General features: G+C 43.0%; 17 protein-coding genes. 15 read left to right on the forward strand and 2 right to left on the reverse strand.

Going from position 1 to position 18,746, the window contains the following annotated elements; translation table 11 throughout:
- The first annotated feature begins 137 nt into the window (after positions 1-137).
- From HNQ46_RS09385 to HNQ46_RS09395, 3 genes are all read left to right on the forward strand, one after another.
- Entirely contained in the window at positions 138-1,982 is a 1,845-nt protein-coding gene (locus HNQ46_RS09385) for an ABC-F family ATP-binding cassette domain-containing protein (protein ID WP_183684454.1), read from the forward strand.
- 223 nt (positions 1,983-2,205) lie between these two features.
- Positions 2,206-3,822, forward strand: coding sequence for a Y-family DNA polymerase (locus HNQ46_RS09390; protein WP_243155902.1), 1,617 nt, complete (start codon positions 2,206-2,208; stop codon positions 3,820-3,822).
- A complete protein-coding gene (locus HNQ46_RS09395; protein ID WP_183684456.1) occupies positions 3,812-4,018 on the forward strand; it encodes a hypothetical protein in 207 nt (68 codons plus the stop codon). Before HNQ46_RS09390 ends, HNQ46_RS09395 begins: the two co-directional genes overlap by 11 nt.
- Here the strand turns inward: HNQ46_RS09395 and HNQ46_RS09400 are convergent.
- Complete coding sequence (locus tag HNQ46_RS09400) at positions 3,984-5,258, reverse strand: ATP-binding protein (protein ID WP_183684457.1); 1,275 nt, start codon at positions 5,256-5,258, stop codon at positions 3,984-3,986. The genes HNQ46_RS09395 and HNQ46_RS09400 overlap by 35 nt on opposite strands.
- 78 nt (positions 5,259-5,336) lie before the next feature.
- Positions 5,337-6,284, reverse strand: coding sequence for a hypothetical protein (locus tag HNQ46_RS09405; RefSeq protein ID WP_183684458.1), 948 nt, complete (start codon positions 6,282-6,284; stop codon positions 5,337-5,339).
- Positions 6,285-6,534: 250 nt separating this feature from the next.
- On the opposite strand from HNQ46_RS09405, the gene HNQ46_RS09410 reads away from it, so the two are divergent.
- From HNQ46_RS09410 to ilvN (HNQ46_RS09465), 12 genes are all read left to right on the forward strand, one after another.
- Positions 6,535-7,395 (forward strand): YitT family protein, encoded by an 861-nt coding sequence (locus tag HNQ46_RS09410; protein ID WP_183684459.1) that lies wholly within the window; start codon positions 6,535-6,537, stop codon positions 7,393-7,395.
- 85 nt (positions 7,396-7,480) lie between these two features.
- Entirely contained in the window at positions 7,481-8,125 is a 645-nt protein-coding gene (locus tag HNQ46_RS09415) for an HAD hydrolase-like protein (protein WP_183684460.1), read from the forward strand.
- Positions 8,126-8,226: 101 nt separating this feature from the next.
- Positions 8,227-9,291, forward strand: coding sequence for an ABC transporter substrate-binding protein (locus tag HNQ46_RS09420; protein ID WP_183684461.1), 1,065 nt, complete (start codon positions 8,227-8,229; stop codon positions 9,289-9,291).
- 88 nt (positions 9,292-9,379) lie between these two features.
- On the forward strand, positions 9,380-10,120 hold the full coding sequence (locus HNQ46_RS09425) for an ABC transporter permease (protein ID WP_183684462.1): 741 nt from the start codon (positions 9,380-9,382) through the stop codon (positions 10,118-10,120).
- Complete coding sequence (locus HNQ46_RS09430; protein ID WP_183684463.1) at positions 10,120-10,716, forward strand: ABC transporter ATP-binding protein; 597 nt, start codon at positions 10,120-10,122, stop codon at positions 10,714-10,716. The genes HNQ46_RS09425 and HNQ46_RS09430 overlap by 1 nt, the downstream gene beginning before the upstream one ends.
- Before the next feature lie 160 nt (positions 10,717-10,876).
- On the forward strand, positions 10,877-11,833 hold the full coding sequence (locus HNQ46_RS12185; RefSeq protein WP_183684464.1) for a hypothetical protein: 957 nt from the start codon (positions 10,877-10,879) through the stop codon (positions 11,831-11,833).
- A 279-nt stretch (positions 11,834-12,112) separates the two neighbouring features.
- On the forward strand, positions 12,113-13,759 hold the full coding sequence (gene ilvB / locus HNQ46_RS09440; protein ID WP_183684465.1) for a biosynthetic-type acetolactate synthase large subunit: 1,647 nt from the start codon (positions 12,113-12,115) through the stop codon (positions 13,757-13,759).
- Positions 13,760-13,773: 14 nt separating this feature from the next.
- On the forward strand, positions 13,774-14,025 hold the full coding sequence (ilvN, locus tag HNQ46_RS09445) for an acetolactate synthase small subunit (protein ID WP_007156254.1): 252 nt from the start codon (positions 13,774-13,776) through the stop codon (positions 14,023-14,025).
- Between the two features lie 120 nt (positions 14,026-14,145).
- A complete protein-coding gene (gene ilvC / locus HNQ46_RS09450) occupies positions 14,146-15,159 on the forward strand; it encodes a ketol-acid reductoisomerase (RefSeq protein WP_040648345.1) in 1,014 nt (337 codons plus the stop codon).
- 61 nt (positions 15,160-15,220) lie between these two features.
- The gene (gene ilvA / locus HNQ46_RS09455; protein WP_183684466.1) at positions 15,221-16,417 is read left to right on the forward strand and encodes a threonine ammonia-lyase; all 1,197 of its coding nucleotides are present in this window, start codon (positions 15,221-15,223) and stop codon (positions 16,415-16,417) included.
- A gap of 50 nt (positions 16,418-16,467) precedes the next feature.
- Entirely contained in the window at positions 16,468-18,102 is a 1,635-nt protein-coding gene (ilvB, locus tag HNQ46_RS09460) for a biosynthetic-type acetolactate synthase large subunit (protein WP_183684467.1), read from the forward strand.
- Complete coding sequence (gene ilvN / locus HNQ46_RS09465) at positions 18,102-18,590, forward strand: acetolactate synthase small subunit (RefSeq protein ID WP_007156250.1); 489 nt, start codon at positions 18,102-18,104, stop codon at positions 18,588-18,590. The genes ilvB (HNQ46_RS09460) and ilvN (HNQ46_RS09465) overlap by 1 nt, the downstream gene beginning before the upstream one ends.
- Positions 18,591-18,746 lie beyond the last annotated feature (156 nt).

The following is an 18,746-nucleotide window of genomic DNA, read 5'->3' on the forward strand; positions in this document are numbered from 1 at the left end:
GCTGCTCCTTTCTTTCCGCTAAGCAATTTAAAGGATAGAAAACTTACAGTTCCATCAGTGCATTGCTATTTTAGCCGTATCTTTGCTATTATAGCAAGGAAAAATCTCTTAAAAAGGAGAGGAAAGAGGAAAATTCTATGGCAGGAAGTATTGTAAATATAGAAAAAGGCAGCAAAAGCTTTCAAAATAAAGTTTTGTTTTCCGATGCCCAGTTCTCGATTCAAGAAGGAGAGAAGGTGGCATTAATCGGAAGAAACGGAGGAGGAAAGTCTACTTTGCTTCGGATTATTGCCGGAGAAGAGGAGCTGGATAGCGGAAGCATTGTACGAAGAAGGAGCTTGAAAATCAGCTATCTTACCCAGGAAAGTCATTTTCCGGAGGAGAAGAGTATTTTGGAGGCTCTGGTAGAGAACTTTGCCCTTCGTATGGGAGAGCAGGAAAGAGAGGCCTTTGGAAAGAAGGTTATGCAGGAGATTGGCTTGGAGGATTTCTATTCTCCCTGCAAGATTTTATCCGGAGGACAGAAGAAACAGCTGGCTCTTTTGGCGGCCCTAAACACAGAGCCGGATTTGCTGCTTTTGGACGAGCCTACAAACCACTTGGACGAGGAAATGGCGGAGTGGCTGGAGGAAAAATTAAAGCGCTTTAAGGGAGCGATTTTGCTGGTGAGTCATGACCGCTATTTTTTGGATACGGTTTGTGATGTGATTGTGGAGCTGGAAAGAGAAGGCTTTACTCGCTACGAATGCTCCTACTCCTCTTATTTGGAAAGAAAGGCGGAGCGATTCAATATCGAAAAGGCTCAGGAAAGAGCCAGACAAAGTCTGCTTCGGAAAGAATTGGCTTGGGTGCGAAGAGGCGCAAAGGCCAGAACCACCAAACAAAAGGGACGACTGCAACGCTATGAAAAGCTTTACCAAATGCATGGTCCAACGGAGGAGGAAGAGCTGAGCCTTGCCTCCATTTTCGTGCGTCTGGGGAAGAGTACCATAAACTGTGAAAACCTGACAAAACGCTATGGGGATAAATTATTATTCTCTGATTTCAGCTATAATTTTTTACGGAATGACCGTATCGGCATTATCGGGAAGAACGGGGCAGGAAAGTCTACCCTGATGAAGGCTATTTTGGGAGAGATTCCGGTGGATGAGGGAAAGGTGGAAATCGGACAAACCGTGCGGATTGCCTATTTTCGTCAGGAAAATGAAGATTTGCCGGAAAAGGAAAGGGTAATCGACAGCATTAAGGAGATTGCGGAATATCTGCCTACAAAGGAAGGTTTGATTTCCGCCTCCCAAATGGCGGAGCGTTTCCTTTTTTCTCCGGAAATGCAGTACGCCCCCATTGAGAAGCTTTCCGGCGGAGAAAAGAGAAGACTGTATCTACTTCGTATTTTGATGTCCGCCCCCAATGTGCTGTTCCTGGATGAGCCCAGCAATGACCTGGATTTAAGCAGCCTGATTGTTCTGGAGGATTTTTTGGACAGCTTTCCGGGCATTGTTTTTGTGATTAGCCATGATCGATATTTTCTGGATCGTACGGTGAATCGTCTCTTCATTTTTCAGGAAAATGGACAGATTCGCCAGTTTGAGGGAGGCTATACCGACTATCAGGTACAGCTTTTGAAGGAAAAGGAAGAGGCGGAAAATGTAGAAAAGGGTAGTAAAGCAGAGTCCAAAGAGGATAGAGGAGAAGAAAAGTCCGAGGGGGATAAGAAGAAATCCTGGCAGGGAGCAAGGCTTTTAAAGATGACTTATCAGGAGAAGAAGGACTTTGAGCATATCGAAGAGGAGATTGCCAAATTGGAGGAGGAGCTTGCTTTTATTGAAAAGGAAAGTGAATTAAACGGCAGGGACTATGTATATCTTGCGAAACTACAGGAGCAGAAGGAAGAAGCCGAGGGAAAGCTTTTGGAAAAGTATGAGCGCTTCGAGTATTTGACGGAGCTTCAGAAACGAATTGATGCCGGGGAAAAGGTTTAAAGTTCATACAAAAGATTAAGGAAAAGCTCAAGGAAAAGACCAAGGAAAAGACCAAGAGAAAGATTAAGTCAAAGCTCAAGGAAAAGATCAAGAAAAAGATCAAGTAAAGATTAAGCGTAAGATTAAGCAAACATTTTTAGAACAAATGTTTGCTTTTTTATTTACAAAACAAATGTTTGGTTTTAGAATAAGAGAAGAAAGGAAGAAGAATGGAGATAGAGCCATGGATGTGTATGGGGAAGTGCAAAAGGAAAGAAAATGTCACTATATGGCCATTGATTTAAAGTCTTTTTATGCTTCCTGCGAGTGCAGAGAAAGAGGCTTGGATCCTATGGATGCTTATTTGGTGGTGGCGGATGGAGAAAGGACGGAAAAAACCATCTGCCTTGCAGTAAGTCCTGCCCTAAAGGCTTACGGTGTTCCGGGAAGAGCCAGACTTTTTGAGGTGGTAGAAAAGGTACGAAAGATCAATTATCAAAGGTCGAAGCTTTACGGAGGACAGCCTCTTGTGGGAAAGTCCTGCTTTGATTCAGATTGTAAAGCCTATCCTTTTTTGGCAGTAAACTATATTACGGCTCCTCCCAGGATGGCTTTATACATGGCTTACAGCAGGCGTGTTTATGAGGTGTATTTGGAATTTGTTTCCAAGGAGGATATTCACGTCTATTCCGTGGATGAGGTTTTTATGGATCTTAAGCCCTATGAAAGAATTTATCAAAAAAGCAGTAGAGCCTTGGCGGAGGAGATTTGCAGAAGAGTTTATGAGGAGGTAGGGATGATTGCCACCGTCGGTTTAGGGGAGAATCTCTATCTGGCCAAGGTAGCTATGGATATCGAAGCAAAACACATGCAAGCCTCTAAGGAAGGGATTCGTTTGGCTATGTTGACGGAGCAATCTTATCGGGAAAGTCTTTGGCAGCATAAGCCCCTCCATGATTTTTGGCGGATTGGCCGAGGAATTGAGAATCGTTTGGCTCACTATGGAATCTATACTATGGGAGATATTGCCATGGCGGCTCTTTCCGGCAGTAAAGAAAAGAAAAATCAGGCACTCCTGTATAAGCTTTTTGGAATACAGGCAGAGCTTTTGATTGACCATGCCTTTGGCTATGAAACTTGCAAGATAGAGGATATTAAGGCCTTTCACAGTAAAAGCAATAGCCTGCATAGCGGGCAAGTGTTGCCGTCTCCCTACGGCTTTTCCGAGGGAAGGATGGTGGCAGAGGAGATGGCGGAGGATTTGGCGCTGGATTTACTGAAGAAAGGGAAGGATTCCGCCTTTGTACAGCTCTATCTCTCCTTTGATGAAGAGAATGGGGGAGAAAGCTATGAGGGGAATCTTGTTCGGAATCACTATGGAAAAAGAGTACCGAAATCGGTCCATGGTCTCTATCATTTTCCGAAAAGAAGCAATCAGGGCAGAGCCTTTCGAGAGGCGGTTTTGGATATCTATGACAGGATTATGGACAGAAGATTAAGAATTAGAAAGCTCAGTATTTCCGCAGAGGATGTAAGGGACTGTGAAGCCTTACCGGAGGGGCAGCTGGATTTGTTTCAGCATTTTTTGACCTCGGCTGAGAAAGAGCAGGAGCTTACAGAAAAGAGGCAGTTTCTGGAAAAGGAGGAGAAGGCTAGAGGAGCAGCTTTAGCGGTAATGGAGAAATTCGGAAAGAATGCCTTACTGAAGGGCTACCAGTATCTGGAGGGAGCCAGAGGGAGGGAGCGGAACCGACAGATTGGAGGCCATAGTAGCGGCGTTTCGGACATGGCTTCTATCAGGAGAAAGGAGGAAGCAACTATAGCGAAGAATATAGTGGAAGAAGAGGATTATGAAAGATAGAAAAAAAGAAAAGATAGGAGAAATCTCCTATCAATCCATTTTATACACCACCTATCCCATCCCCCTTCTTCGGAAGAGGATGTCCAAGGAAAGTCGAGCGGCACAATTTGCTCCCTTTGCTGCCCTAAAGGGTTATGAGGAGATGCTGGAGGAGGAAAATCCTAGTCCTTTTTCTGTACCAGTAAAGACTGGATAAATTGTTCTGCTGTTCGTCCTGTGGCGGCTCCTCTTCGGATAGACCAGGCATTGGCCATGGTCAGAATCTTCTCCTCAGAAATGGAAAGCTTGTATTTATTGGCCAGAGAAAGTACGATTTTCTGATAAAGGGTATAGGCCGGCTTTTGGAAGAGGATGGAAAGACCAAAACGATCTGCCAGGGAAAGTTTTTCCTCTGTGGTATCGGAATGGTGCAGGTCTTCCTGATATTCGATATCATTTTTATCGGAAAGATTTTCTTTTACCAGATGTCTTCGGTTGGAGGTAGCGTAAAGCAGGATATTGTCTGCTCTTCCCTCTAAACCGCCCTCCATTACGGCCTTCAGCAGTTTATATTCCACTTCAAAATTCTCAAAGGAAAGGTCATCAAAATAAAGAATAAAGGAATAGGGTCTTTCTCTAAGAGTCTGTAAGAGGAAGGGAATTCCTTCCAGATCCTTTTTGAAAAGAGAAACAAAGCGGAGTCCTTTGGACTGATATTCTTCCAAAAGCGCCTTCATACAGCTGGATTTTCCGGTTCCCGCATCTCCGTAGAGCAGGACATGGTTTGCCTTCTTTCCCGCTAAAAAGGCCTCTGTATTTTCTTTCAAGGCGGAAATTTCCTTTTCATAGCCCAAAAGAGTGGAGAATCCGGGATACTTCTGCAAAGGAAGACCTTTCAAATAGTATTCGGAAGAGCTTGTACCAAAAATATTTTCTTTTTCCAAGCTAAAGGCGGAATGACAGCGGAAAAGTCCTACGCCATGTTCCTTATACTCCATTTCTAAAATAGAGGAGAATTCTAAAGCATCCTTAGCTGCTTCCAGCTTATTGTTAAAGGAAAGCAGCTGTGCTTCGTAGGAATAGGAGGGAAAATGCTCTGTTTTGGCAGCTTTTCCTTTAAATACAGAGTCGATAGCCTTTTGTTCCTTTGGAAAGAAGAAAGACAGATTTAAATGGTAGAGAGAATAGAGAATTTCCATTTCTCTTTGGATAAATTCAGGATAAGAGAAATGCTCCCAGCCCTTTTTTTCGGCAGATAAGCTTAGAGAATTTTCGTCCTGCAAAAGAAAATCGGCAAGAAAAATATGCCAAAGGTTTGTTTCCTTTGGCATAGTGGAATAATTTTGAAAGAGACGGGAGAGGGAAGCATAAGGAGCATCTGCCTTTAAATCCTGCACGAAATCTGTTTCTAAAAGATTTCGGTAAAACAATAATTCTTCCATTCTTTCTAGATTCATCCCTTGTACTCCTATTCTTTATTTACTATAAAAGCTTGCTGCTGGATATTTTCTATTCCCTAATAGATGATAGTTTATCTAGTTTGACTTGCTTTTTCCGGAACTACTCTTGCTGTTATCGTGAGAGGAATTCTTTTCCGAAGTATTCTTGGAAGAGCTCTTTTCGGAGCTGTTCTTTTCGGAGCTGTTCTTTTCGGAATTATCACCGGTATGATTTTTGGAAGAGCCGGTTTTTTCAGAGCTGCTTTCCTCCTCCTTATTTCCTGACTTACCGTTATGTGTGTTGCTCTTACTGTCTTTGTTTTTGCTGTTTTCGTTCTTGCTGTTTTCGTTCTTGCTATCTTCGTCCTTAGCAGTTTCTTCATCCGCCTTGGTTTTCGGATAAGGAGATTCTTCTAAAGTGAAGTTACCGGTCACCTGATTTCCCGATTTGTCAGAAACATACACGGTAAGTCCATTACTTTTCATGGAAAATGTCACCTTGCCGGTAGCTTCATCAATGTTGGTGGGTTTAAGATTGTCTCCATCCTTATCGATTCCGTAAATTGTGGCATAATCCACTCCGGACTGATCATCGCTTACAGTAAACTCAACATATCCGGAGCCGAGAACAACATTATCCTCATCGATGACGGGAGGATTTTCATCAAAACTATTGATTTGGGTATTGCTGACTTGCATCATTCCGTTGATGGATTTTGCGGAAATTCGAAGATTTCCATTTCCGGTAAGAGAAATGATGTAATTTTGATTTTCCTTTGTGAAATTTTGCTCTTTTCCTTCTAATTTTGCGGTGAACTCTTTAATAGGAAGAATGGAATCCACATGAACCAAAAGAGTTCTTACAGCAGGATCATCCGTTTCCGTGGCTTCATTCACCTTTAACTTAGGAGTCGCTAAAACAAAAAACAAAATAATGGAATTAATCACCAGATAAGGCAGGACATAATGAAGAAGTATGGAAAGAAAGCCGGACTTCTTTTTCTGTGACCCTTTGGAACTTCTATAATCTTTTTGGTTGGACATGTTTTTCTCCTCAGCTTTTCTAGATACTACGGCAAAAAAGTATACCAAATCTTCCTTTTGCTTACAAGATAACTTCTATGCAATTAGGACTTCCTATCGAAATTGTTAAGAAATATCAGTGCATTCGCTGAAATTAAAAATAACCGGCAACAAGATTTAACAAAAGACATTCCTAAAGACATTCCCTCTGAACCCTAGGCAAAAGAGAAAGAGAATGTTAGAATGAAAAGACTAATCTTGGAGGGGTGTTATGAAATTTGATACGAAAAGAGATATAAAAAGGCTACTTGGCGTTTTGGCGGGAGCCACCTTGTTGGCTTTAAACTTGAAAACCTTCGTTTCAGCCGGAGGACTTTTTCCGGGAGGTGCCACGGGACTCACAGTCCTGTTACAAAGAGTAGCGTTACGCTATTTTAACTTAGCGCTTCCGTATTCTGTACTGAATATCATTATCAATATTATTCCTGTTTACATCGGCTTTCGGTATGTGGGAAAAAAATTCACAATCTTATCTTTGATTATGATTTTATTCACAGGCTTTGTTACGGATAGTGTGAATTTACAGCCCATTACCTCGGATATGCTTTTAATATCTATCTTTGGAGGAATCTTAAATGCCTGTGCCATTACGCTTTGCCTCAGGATGGATGCCACTTCCGGGGGAACGGATTTTATTGCGATTTATCTGTCTCAGAAAAAGGGAGTGGACACCTGGAATTTGATTTTCTATTTTAACGCCGCCCTTTTGGCTGTTGCCGGATATCTTTTCGGTTGGGAGAAGGCGTTATACTCCATCATATTCCAATATGTGTCTACACAAACCATTTCCGCGCTTTACAGAAATTATCAAAAGCTTACGCTTTTTGTGATTACGGATTATCCCAATGAAATAGCAGCGGGAATCCATGAGGTCTGTCATCACGGCGCCTCTATTATGCACGCCATGGGAGCATTTGAAAGAAAAGACCATTATATGGTGTATTCTGTGATTTCTTCAGCGGATATCAAGAAGGTGAAAATGAAGATTAACGAGATTGATCCGAAGTCCTTTGTGAACACCATTCGTTCTCAGGATATTACCGGGCATTTCTATATGAGACCGAAGGATTAAAAGAGTAGGGGATGATATTTCTGTTTGAAGCAAAAGGACTTAAAGGGCAGAAAGTAACAGTAGAGAAAAGGGAGAAGAAGTACTTATGAAAAAGAAGTATCAGAATATATTTTTGGATCTGGACGGAACCATTATGGATTCCGGCTCCGGAATTATGAAGTCGGTGCAATATGCCTTGGATCATTTTTCCTTGCCCAATGAACCGGAGGAAAAGCTGAGAAGATTTGTGGGACCTTCCTTGCAGGATTCTTTTATGCGATTCTACGGTTTTTCCGAAGAAAAGGCTAAAGAAGCCATTTCTTATTATCGGGAATATTATCCTGAGAAGGGAATGTATGACGCCTTTTTATATCCCGGGATGGAGGAATGCATGAAGAAGATGCATGAAGGAAGGAAGAAGCTGGTGCTTTTAACCTCTAAGCCTCTGTTTTTTGCCACTCAGATTATAGCCCACTTTGGTTTATCCCCTTATTTTTTTCTGGAAATCGGCACGGAGCTTAAAGAGCAACATTCCGACAAGAGTTTCTTGATGGAGCAAGCTATAGAAAAGGGCTGTTTTCAAAGAGAAGATTGTCTTATGGTAGGAGATACCGTTTACGATATTCAAGGGGCGAAGGATGCAGGAATCGACTCTGTGGCAGCGCTCTACGGCTATGGAGAACGAAAAGAAATCGAAACGGCAAATTATTTCATTGAAAAGCCTTTGGATTTATTGAAGATTGTTTTTTAATAGAGTAAATTTACTCGGTGTACCCGCTGCTGAATGAAGAGGGAAAATTATGGCAGGATAGCGGTAAAATTATATTTACAGTTCAAGAAGAAAGGATGTATATGAAAAGAAATCTTTGGAAATGGCTGTTACTTTGTCTTCTTTGCCTTGGTCTTTTTGCCTGTACAAAGGGCGGAGAGAGCTCTACGGAAGCAAAGAAGGGATCTACTCCTGCTGTAGAAGAAAAGAGCTCTTCGGTAGAAAGTTCTGAAAATGCGGAAGAATCTAAGGCAGAGAATAAGACTGAGACAGGAGAAGGCCCGACGATTTTAAGCCTTAAGGGACCCACTACCATAGGCCTTGTGCATTTGATGGAGAAAAGTGAAGAGGAAAAACTTCCTTACCAATTTCAAATGGAAGCAAGCCCGGATGCTTTACTTCCGGATTTTGTAGCGGGAAAGGGACAGATTGCTACAGTTCCGGCCAATATGGCGGCAGTTTTATACCAAAAGCTGGATAAGGATGTGGAAGTTCTGAATATCAATACGCTGGGAATCCTGTATGTGATTACCGGAAATGAGGAAGTGAACAGCATTGCGGATTTAGCCGGAAAGGATATTTATATGCCGGGACAGGGAGCCACACCGGAGTATGTGCTTCGTGCCCTGCTTTCCAAGAACAATGTGGAGGGAAATCTCAACTTTGTAACGGAACCTGCTGAGGCAGTAGCGCATTTACAGGTGAATCCCAACGACGTGGCAATTCTTCCTGAGCCCTTTGCTACTGCAACCCTTTTACAAAACAGTAATTTACAAAGAAAAATCTCTATTACAGAGGAGTGGAAGAAGTCCTTTGACGGGGTAGAGTTGCCCACAGCGGTAACCATTGTCAGAAAATCCTATGCCAAGGAACACCCTGAAATTGTGAAGGCTTTTTTGGAGGAGGAAAAAGAAAGCATTGCCGCTGTGGAAAAGGATGTTCAGAAGACGGCAGAACTTGTGGTGAAACAGGGAATCCTGGAGAAGGAAGCTTTGGCTGCCAAGGCTATCCCAAACTGTAATATTCATTTCATTGACGGAGAAGAGATGAAGAAAGCTTTGGAGCAGTACTATCAAGTTCTTTTTGCATCTAATCCGAAGTCGGTGGGAGGAGTCTTACCGGAAGAGGGATTTTATGCAGAGCCTTAATAGAGGGGAAGTGACAGTTCTTTTTGAAAGCCATAGCTTGGATATAGAAAAGAACGAAATGCATTCCTGTTATTAGGAAGGAAAGAATGTGAAACAATGGCGTAAAGCGGGAATTATAATATTTTGGTTGCTTCTATGGGAATTGTTTGCCGGATTGGTGAACAATTCCTTTCTTTTGGTTGGACCTATAGAAAGTGTTAAAGCCTTAAGTCGACTATTACAGCAGCAAGAATTCTACGGAATACTGTGGAAAAGCTCTCGGGGAATTCTCTCGGCCTATCTTCTGAGTTTTCTCCTGGCTTTAATCCTTTCTTATCTTTCCTATAGAAATTCTTTGTTGGAGGATTTTTTGAAGCCGGGAGTTTTTGTGTTAAGAAGTTTACCGGTGGCCAGTTTTATCATTATCCTTTTGTTCTTTTTGGGAAGAGACAAGCTTTCTTTCACTATAAGCGGTTTTATGTCCTTTCCGATTTTCTACATTAACCTTCTGGAGGGCTTTCATAAAACAGACCATAAATTACTGGAAATGGCGGAAGTCTTTCATTTTTCCCTATATCGAAGACTTCGGTATATCCATCTTCCGGCAGTATATCCCTTATTGCTTGGGGCAGCGAAATTAGCCATGGGACTTTCCTGGAAGAGCGGAATTGCGGCGGAGCTGATTGGTCAAGTGGGGAAAAGTATAGGCTATCAGTTGATGGAGGCCAAGGTGAGCCTGGAAATGGCGGATGTCTTTGCCTGGAGTATCGTGATTATTGCCTTGTCTCAGTGCTGGGAAATCCTGGTAATACTGCTGATTAAGGGCTTGTGCAGGAAGGGATGTGCGTAATGGAGATTCGAATTGAAAATGGAGAGAAGCGCTTTGGAGAAAAAGTCCTTTTTTCCAATTTTTCCTGCCAAATGGATTTTCACAAACATTCTCTTTATAGAATTTCCGGTGAATCCGGAAAAGGGAAGACCAGCTTACTTCGGATTTTGGCTTCTCTGGAAAAACTGGATCGGGGCGAGCTACAGTTTCTATTCGGGGAGGCAGCCAGAGGAGAGGGGAGCTTTAAGGTTTCCATGCTATTTCAGGAAAATCGACTGCTGGAAAAATGTAGCGCATTGGAAAATCTTCAGATTGCTTTGCCGATGCTGTCTAAAAAAGAAATTCTAACAGAAATGACTGTTTTTTTCGAAGAAGAAGATTTCAGAAAAAAAGTAGAGAAATATTCCGGGGGAATGAAGAGGCGATTAAGCTTTCTAAGGGCAATGCTTTTTCCCTTTGACTTCCTGCTTCTGGACGAACCCTTTACAGGCTTGGATAAGGCAAATAGAAAGATAATGGAGGAGTATCTGCTTTCCCATCAAAGAAAACGTCCGGTAATCTTTGCCAGCCATGAAAATCCACTGCTATGGAAAGATTACGGAACTATCGCGTTATAAATTGAAGGGCCTTGTATGATAAAAAACTTAAAATCGCAGTTTTAAATACTTAAAAAGAAAAACTGTAAAGAAAATTTTATGAAATGGCAGAAAACTTGTAACACATGAAGAAAGACTTTTGTCTATACTTTTGATAGCAAATAGACAAAAGGAGGTTTCTATGAAAGCTAAATCATTTTTAAAAGGAATGGCAGTGTTTATGAGTATTATGGCGGTCTCCGCATTTTCCGCCTTTGCCGCAGGAAACAAGGCAGAAATCGGATCGGTGAATTTACAGATTGACAGTTCGGACATCGAAATCGGGTCGGCTGCAAAGAAGATTTCCGTAAGTAGCGGTGATGACGGCTTCACCATTCAAAATGATGAAGGAACCGCTTTGAATATGCAGGGAAATGTTTGGAAAAGTAACACGACTCCCCAGTTCAAGGTGATTTTAAAGGCGGATTCCGAGCATAAGTTCAACACCAACAATTTAAAGACTGCGAATTTTTATAAATTTAGCGGAGCTGAGGTAGGATTTGTAAAGGCTACAGGTACTGCAAATTCCATCACCCTCACCATCAAAACCAAGAAGCTGAAGGCAAATCCCGGTGACTTGACAGTAGGAGATGTAAGCTGGAGAGATGAAAACGGTGTGGCAGAATGGTCCGGGGTGGATAATGCGGAAAAATATCTGGTAAAGCTCTATAGAGGAAGTCAGTTTATCACCAGCGGAGAAACTACCGGAACCAGCTATGATTTTCGCTCTGCGATTACCCAGAACGGAAACTACAGCTACAAGATTAGAGCCTATGCTTACGGAAGCTATGGAGACTGGGTAAGCTCCGAAGAACTGGAGATGAGAGCAAGCTCTTCTCAAGGCGGTACGGAGAATGGACGTTGGATTTTAGATGCAAATGGTTGGTGGTTCTTAAATCCGGACCGTTCTTATCCTGCCAATACTTGGAAGATGATTAACGGAAAGTGGTATTATTTCAATAAGTCCGGCTATATGAAGACCGGTTGGGTACAGACCAACGGAATTTGGTATTATCTTGGTGCAGACGGTGCGATGCTCAGCAATACCAGAACACCGGACGGCTATTATGTAAATCAAAGTGGAGCATGGGTAGCGTAAACCCCACAGAATCATAAAAAATGCAAAAGTTATAGCAGATATAATGAAAAGTTTCTTGACAGAGAAATAAGCCTATGGGATAATTCCTTCATATTTTTCAAGGAGGAAAGGGTTATGCAGAACATTTGGCTGGCAATTATTATGATTCTTGCAGTCATTATTGTCTTACACGATAATGTTTGTTTGCGTAACGCCACTTTTGAAAGATAAAGACATGATTTGAGCCTTTAGCCTTACAGCGTTACGCTGTAAGGCTTTTTCAATGAAACGGGAGAGAAAATGAAATTATCAGGGGCAAGGCTATTAATTGAAGAGTTGATTCATCAGGGGGTGGATACCGTATTCGGCTATCCCGGAGGCGCAGTTTTACAGATTTATGATGAGCTGTATAAGTGTAAGGATCGGATTCATCATGTTCTTACCGCCCATGAGCAGGGGGCAGCCCATGCTGCAGACGGCTATGCCAGAGCCAGTGGTAAGGTTGGCGTGGTTATTGCGACTTCCGGTCCGGGAGCTACGAATCTGGTAACGGGCATTGCCAATGCTTATCTGGATTCCGTTCCTATGGTGGCCATTACCGGCAATGTAGCCACGGAAGCACTGGGAAGAGACAGCTTCCAGGAGGTGGATATCGTATCCATTACCCAGCCTGTGGTGAAGCATAACTTCATGGTAAAGGATGTTACGGAGCTGGAGCAGACGATTAAAGAGGCTTTTCAAATTGCCAATTCCGGAAGAAAAGGTCCGGTACTTATTGATATCCCTAAGGACGTACAGATTAGTGAATGTGAATATGGAGTAGCCGTTCTTCCGAAGATGCCGGATAAGCCGAAGCTTCCCTATGATCAGGAAGGGGTTATTGCCTTACTGAGTCAGGCGAAGAAACCATTAATTTATGCCGGTGGAGGTATTACGGCGGCTAAGGCGGAGAAAGAGCTGATTGCCTTGGCGGAGAAGCTGAATATTCCGGTTACCGTCAGTATTATGGGAAGGACAGCATTTCCCGACTCTCATCCCTTGAGTCTTGGTTTGGTGGGAATGCACGGAAGCTATGTGGCGGCAAAAACCCAGTCGGAATGTGATGTTTTGCTTGCTTTAGGAGTTCGTTTTTCCGATCGTGCCACCGGAAATATTGCCCGGTATACCCAAAATTGTAAAGTCATTCATGTAGACATCGATAAGGCGGAAATCGGGAAGAACATAAGTCCGGATTATTCCGTACAAGGAGATGTGAAGAAGTGGATTAAAGAAATTCTTCCAAAGTTGAAGGAGCAAAAGCATCCTAAGTGGTGGGAAGAAATCCATGGCTTCGAAAAAACCAAGAGTAAAGTGGAGGGAGATTTCCATCCCAAGCATATCTTGGAGACTTTACGGAAGTATACGGAAGACGATACAGTGGTAGCTACCGATGTGGGACAGCATCAGATGTGGACAGCACAGTACTATCGTTTTGAAAAAGGCAGAACCTTCCTAAGCTCCGGCGGATTGGGAACCATGGGGTATGGCTTAGGGGCAGCCATCGGAGCTTGTTTTGGAAGAAAGAAGGCTCATACCGTTTTAATTACTTCCGAGGGTTCCTTCGGCATGAACTGTAACGAGCTTTGTACAGCGGTTCATGAAAATCTACCGATTACCATTATTCTGATGAACAATCGAGTTTTGGGTATGGTGAGACAGTGGCAGACAGCCTTTTTCGGAAAGCGTTATTCCGAAACGGTTTTGGATAGAAGCACGGACTTTGTAAAGCTGATGGAAGCTTACGGCGGAAAAGGCTTTAATGCAAAAAATTGCAAGGAGCTGGAAGACGCTTTAAAGGAAAGAGAGCATTATAACGGACCAATATTGATTAATTGCTCCATTAATCCGGATGAAAAGGTGCTTCCGATGATTCCTCCCGGAAAATCCGTGGATGATATTATTTTATAAGGAGGGGAGGAAAGATGAAGAAGTTTACCATTGACCTTTTTGTGAATAACCGCTTCGGCGTTTTGAATCGGATTACAGGACTTTACTGTAAAAGAGCTTACAATATTGAATCTATCCAAGCCGGCCCTACAGAAATTCCCGGGTGTACCAAGATTGAAATCGTTTCCACCGGGGATGACTATATGCGTACTCAGGTAATTTCTCAGTTGGAGAAATTATATGACGTACGGAAGGTAGAGCTTCTTTCGGAGATGGATGGTGAATAAAGTCGTGAAATGCCGGAATTCGGCTTCACAATAGAGAGGCGGAACAGTGCTTTAAGGAAAGTCCCTGCATTTGTTCCAAGGGATCCCCTTATGGGGAAAAGTATAGAAGGAGAGAAAACAATGGCTATTATGTACTATGAGAAGGATTGTGACTTACAGTTATTAAACGGTAAGAAGGTTGCCGTGATCGGTTATGGCTCTCAGGGTCATGCTCATGCCCTGAATTTACGGGACAGCGGTGTGGATGTAGTCATCGGTCTTTATGAAGGTTCCAAGTCTGCTGATAAGGCAAGAGAAGACGGCTTTACCGTATACAACACAGATGAGGCTGTAAAGAAGTCCGATATTATCATGATTTTGGTAAATGACGAGAAGCAGGCTAAGCTATACAAGGATCAGATTCAGGCAAACTTAAGTGAAGGTAAGACTCTTGCTTTTGCTCACGGATTCAACATTCATTATCATGCCATTGTTCCTCCAAAGAATGTAAATATTATCATGGTTGCACCCAAGGGACCGGGACATACCGTTCGTTCTCAGTATGTAGACGGAAAGGGTGTTCCCTGCCTTGTAGCTTGTGAGCAGGATTATTCCGGAAACTCTATGGATGTGGCTAAGGCTTATGCAGCTGCTATCGGCGGTGCAAGAGGCGGAATCTTAGAGACAACCTTTAAGGAAGAGACAGAGACAGACCTTTTCGGAGAGCAGGCTGTACTTTGCGGTGGTGTTTGCGCTTTAATGGAGGCAGGCTTCAATACTCTTGTTGAGGCAGGTTATAAGCCGGAAAATGCATATTTCGAGTGTGTACATGAGATGAAGCTGATTGTAGACCTGATTTTTAATGCAGGATTTGAGGGAATGCGTTACTCCATTTCCGATACAGCAGAGTACGGCGATTACACCGCAGGACCAAAGATTATCGGTGAGGAAGCAAAGAAGGCAATGAAGCAGATTCTTTCCGATATTCAGGATGGAACCTTTGCGAAGGATTGGATTTTGGAGAACCAGGCAGGAAGACCTCACTTCTTAGCAATGAGAGAGGAACATGCAGAAACCTTGGCTTCCAAGACAGGTCAGGATTTACGTCAGAAGATGGGATGGAAGCAGGTTCAGGATTTGGATCAAGCGAGATAATTGCCCTAGGCCAGCGGCACATTTTGTGCCGCTTTTTTTAAAAGAAAAAGGAAGTAGAAAGATGGAATTAACATTGGATCGGGTATATCAGGCAGCCCATGTTTTAAAGCCCGTAATACATAAGACGGATTTGGTACATGCAACAAGAATTCAAACAGATTGTGATTTATACTTAAAGACGGAAAATTTACAAAATACCGGTTCTTTTAAGATTCGAGGGGCTTACTTTAAGATATCCACCCTATCCGAGGAAGAGAGAAAAAAGGGAGTGGTAGCCTGCTCCGCAGGAAATCATGCCCAAGGAGTGGCTTTGGCTGCTCAGGCCAGCGGCACCAAGTCCACCATCTTTTTACCGGCCATTGCCCCTATTTCCAAAGTGGAGGCTACCAGAAGCTACGGGGCCAGTGTGAAAATGATAGACGGTGTTTATGACGATGCCTATGAAGCGGCGGTGAAATTCCAGGAGGAGCATGGATCTGTCTTTATTCATCCCTTTAATGATGTGGATGTTATGGCAGGACAGGGGACTATCGGAATGGAAATCTTGGATCAGCTGGAGGATGCGGATGCGGTAGTCGTTCCTGTAGGCGGAGGCGGACTCATTTCCGGTATTTCCTTTGTAATTAAGAAATTAAATCCAAAATGTAAGGTGTACGGCGTACAGGCACAGGGCGCGGCTTCCATGGTGCAGGCGGTGAAGGATCATCATCTGGAGAGTCTGGAAGAAGTACATACCTTTGCGGATGGTATTGCGGTAAAATCTCCGGGCAGCTTAAGTTATGCCATGGTAGAAAAATATGTGGATGAGCTGGTGACGGTTACAGACGATGAAACTGCCGCAGCGATTTTAACTCTTATGGAAAGACAAAAAATTGTTTCCGAGGGTGCGGGAGCGGTTTCCGTAGCGGCAGTCCTTTTCAATAAGATTCCGGTAAAAGGCAAAAAGGTCGTTGCGGTTATTTCCGGCGGAAATATCGATGTGAATATCCTGGCCCGTGTAATTAACCGTGGTCTATTAAAAACCGGAAGAAAAGCAAGTCTTACCATTCCTCTTTTGGACAAGCCCGGACAGCTGGAAGAAGTTTCCAAGATTATTGCCGAGCAGGGAGCCAATGTGACCAAGGTGGATCACAATAACAATGTGGAGGATTCCGACATTAACGGATGTCATCTGACCTTACAGATTGATACCAGAGACTTTGCCCATATTGAGCAAATTAAGCAAGCCTTTATTCAAAGAGGATTTACTATTCTTTAGAGCGTTGAAAGAGTTTATCCAAGGATTGGAAAAATAGAGTAGGAGGAGAGATGACAGGAGCTGCTGCCATTGTAAAATGTTTGGAGTTGGAAAAGGTGGACTTTGTTTTCGGCTATCCCGGGGTAGCGATATGTCCCTTTTATGATAGTTTGGAAGACAGCGAAATCCGTTCCATTTTGGTGCGTACGGAACAGAATGCAGCCCACGAAGCCAACGGGTATGCCAGAATCAGCGGAAAGCCGGGGGTCTGTGCGGTAACCTCAGGACCGGGTGCTACCAACATTATCACAGGAATCGCCACTGCCTTTGCAGACAGTATTCCTTTGGTTGTAATCACAGGACAGGTGGAGAGTGCTTTACTGGGATCCGATGTATTCCAGGAGGCGGATATTTGCGGTGCCTGTGAATCCTTTGTAAAATACAGCTATACCGTACGAAATGTAGAGGAAATTCCTAAGATTTTCAAGGAAGCCTTTCATATTGCCATGACCGGAAGAAAGGGACCGGTTCTGATTGATATCCCTATTGATGTACAAAATGCTTCTCTTCGGAAATTCCAGTATCCGGAGGAGGTTAAGATGAGAACCTACAAGCCTACGGTACAGGGAAATCCGGTGCAGATTAAAAAGATGTTCCAGAGATTGGCAGCTACAAAGCGTCCTATTCTTTGCGTGGGCGGTGGCGTACATCTGGCAGATGCTAAGGAGAGGGTTCGGGCATTTTCCAAGAAATTCAATATTCCTGTGGTTTGTACCATGATGGGACTTGGTGTAATGGAGGAAAATGATCCCCTTTTCTTCGGTATGGTGGGGAATAACGGAAAGCCCTACGGAAATAAGGCTATGAATCATGCAGACCTTATCATTATGATGGGCGCCAGAGTAGCAGATCGTTCCATTAGTCAGCCGGACTTGATTACAGATAATAAGACCTTGATTCACATCGACGTGGATCCCGCGGAAATCGGAAAGAATGCAGGACCGGAGATTCCATTGGTGGGAGATATTGCCAGCGTGTTGGATGCCTGCCTGGAGGAAGAGGGAGAATTTCATTATTCCTCCTGGATTTCCGAATTGGAGAATATTAAGGGAGAAATTCAAAAAGTTCTTCAAAAGAAGAAAGAAGAGGGAATGACTAAAAATCATTTGGTTCATCCCGAATATTTCCTGGAAGAGCTGAACAAGCAGTTGAATCAGGACGCGGTTTATGTGGCCGATGTAGGACAGAATCAGCTGTGGTCCTGTGCCAATTATCAAATGAAAGACGGGCGCTTCCTTACTTCAGGCGGTATGGGTACGATGGGATATTCTACGCCGGCAGCTATCGGTGCTTACCTTGCCGATCCGAAGAAGCAGGTGGTGGCAGTTATGGGAGACGGTTCCTTCCAGATGAGTATGATGGAATTGGCTACCATGAAACAATATAATATCCCCATTAAGCTAATTGTCTTCCATAATGGAGTATTGGGCTTGGTGCACCAATATCAGCACAAAACCTATCATGACCGTTTCACCATGGTGGATCTTACAGGAAATCCCGACCTTTCCATTTTGGCTAAGGCCTACGGACTTTCCTATGATGCCATTTCAAAAAATGAGGAAGTTTCTTCTAAAATCACTGCGTTCCTTAGCAAGAAGGAAGGCGGAATTTTAGAAGTGTATATTGACAGTCATGAGGTAGTGTGATGAAAAAAATATATTCTATTTTAGTGGAAAACCAGTCCGGTGTTTTGGCAAAGGTTGCAGGATTGTTCTGGAGAAGATGCTTTAATATCGATTCCTTGACGGTAGGAGAAACTGAGGATCATTCCGTTTCCAACATGGTGATTGTCTCCAGCGGCGAGAAAAAGACACTGGAACAGGTGGAAAAGCAGCTGAATAAAAAGCTGGATATTATTAAGGTTCGTACCTTTACGGAAACACAGGGCATTACCAGAGAATTACTTTTGGTAAAGCTTCGTTATAATCGGGAAAACCGAAAAGACATTATGGAAAACTGTCAGATTCTGGGGGCTAAGATTCTGGAGCTTAGTAAGAACCAGATGGTGATTGAAATGTGTGATACTCCGGAAAGAATCCAGATGTTTCTCGACACTTTAAAGACGGTGAGTATTTTGGAATGTGCCAGAACCGGAACCTTAGCCATGTTAAAGCTGTCGGAAGGAAATGCCTAAGAGGAGAAGAGGCAGAAATTCCGGATTATAAGAAAAAAATAATAATTTTTCCATAGAACAGGGAGAAAAATAGGAAGAAAATAAAAAAGAAGCCATAGAGTATTTCTTGTATTTTCACAAAAGATTTGCGATAATATCAAAGATGTTCAATTGTTT

This window comes from Oribacterium sinus (assembly GCF_014202695.1).
Classification (GTDB): domain Bacteria; phylum Bacillota; class Clostridia; order Lachnospirales; family Lachnospiraceae; genus Oribacterium; species Oribacterium sinus.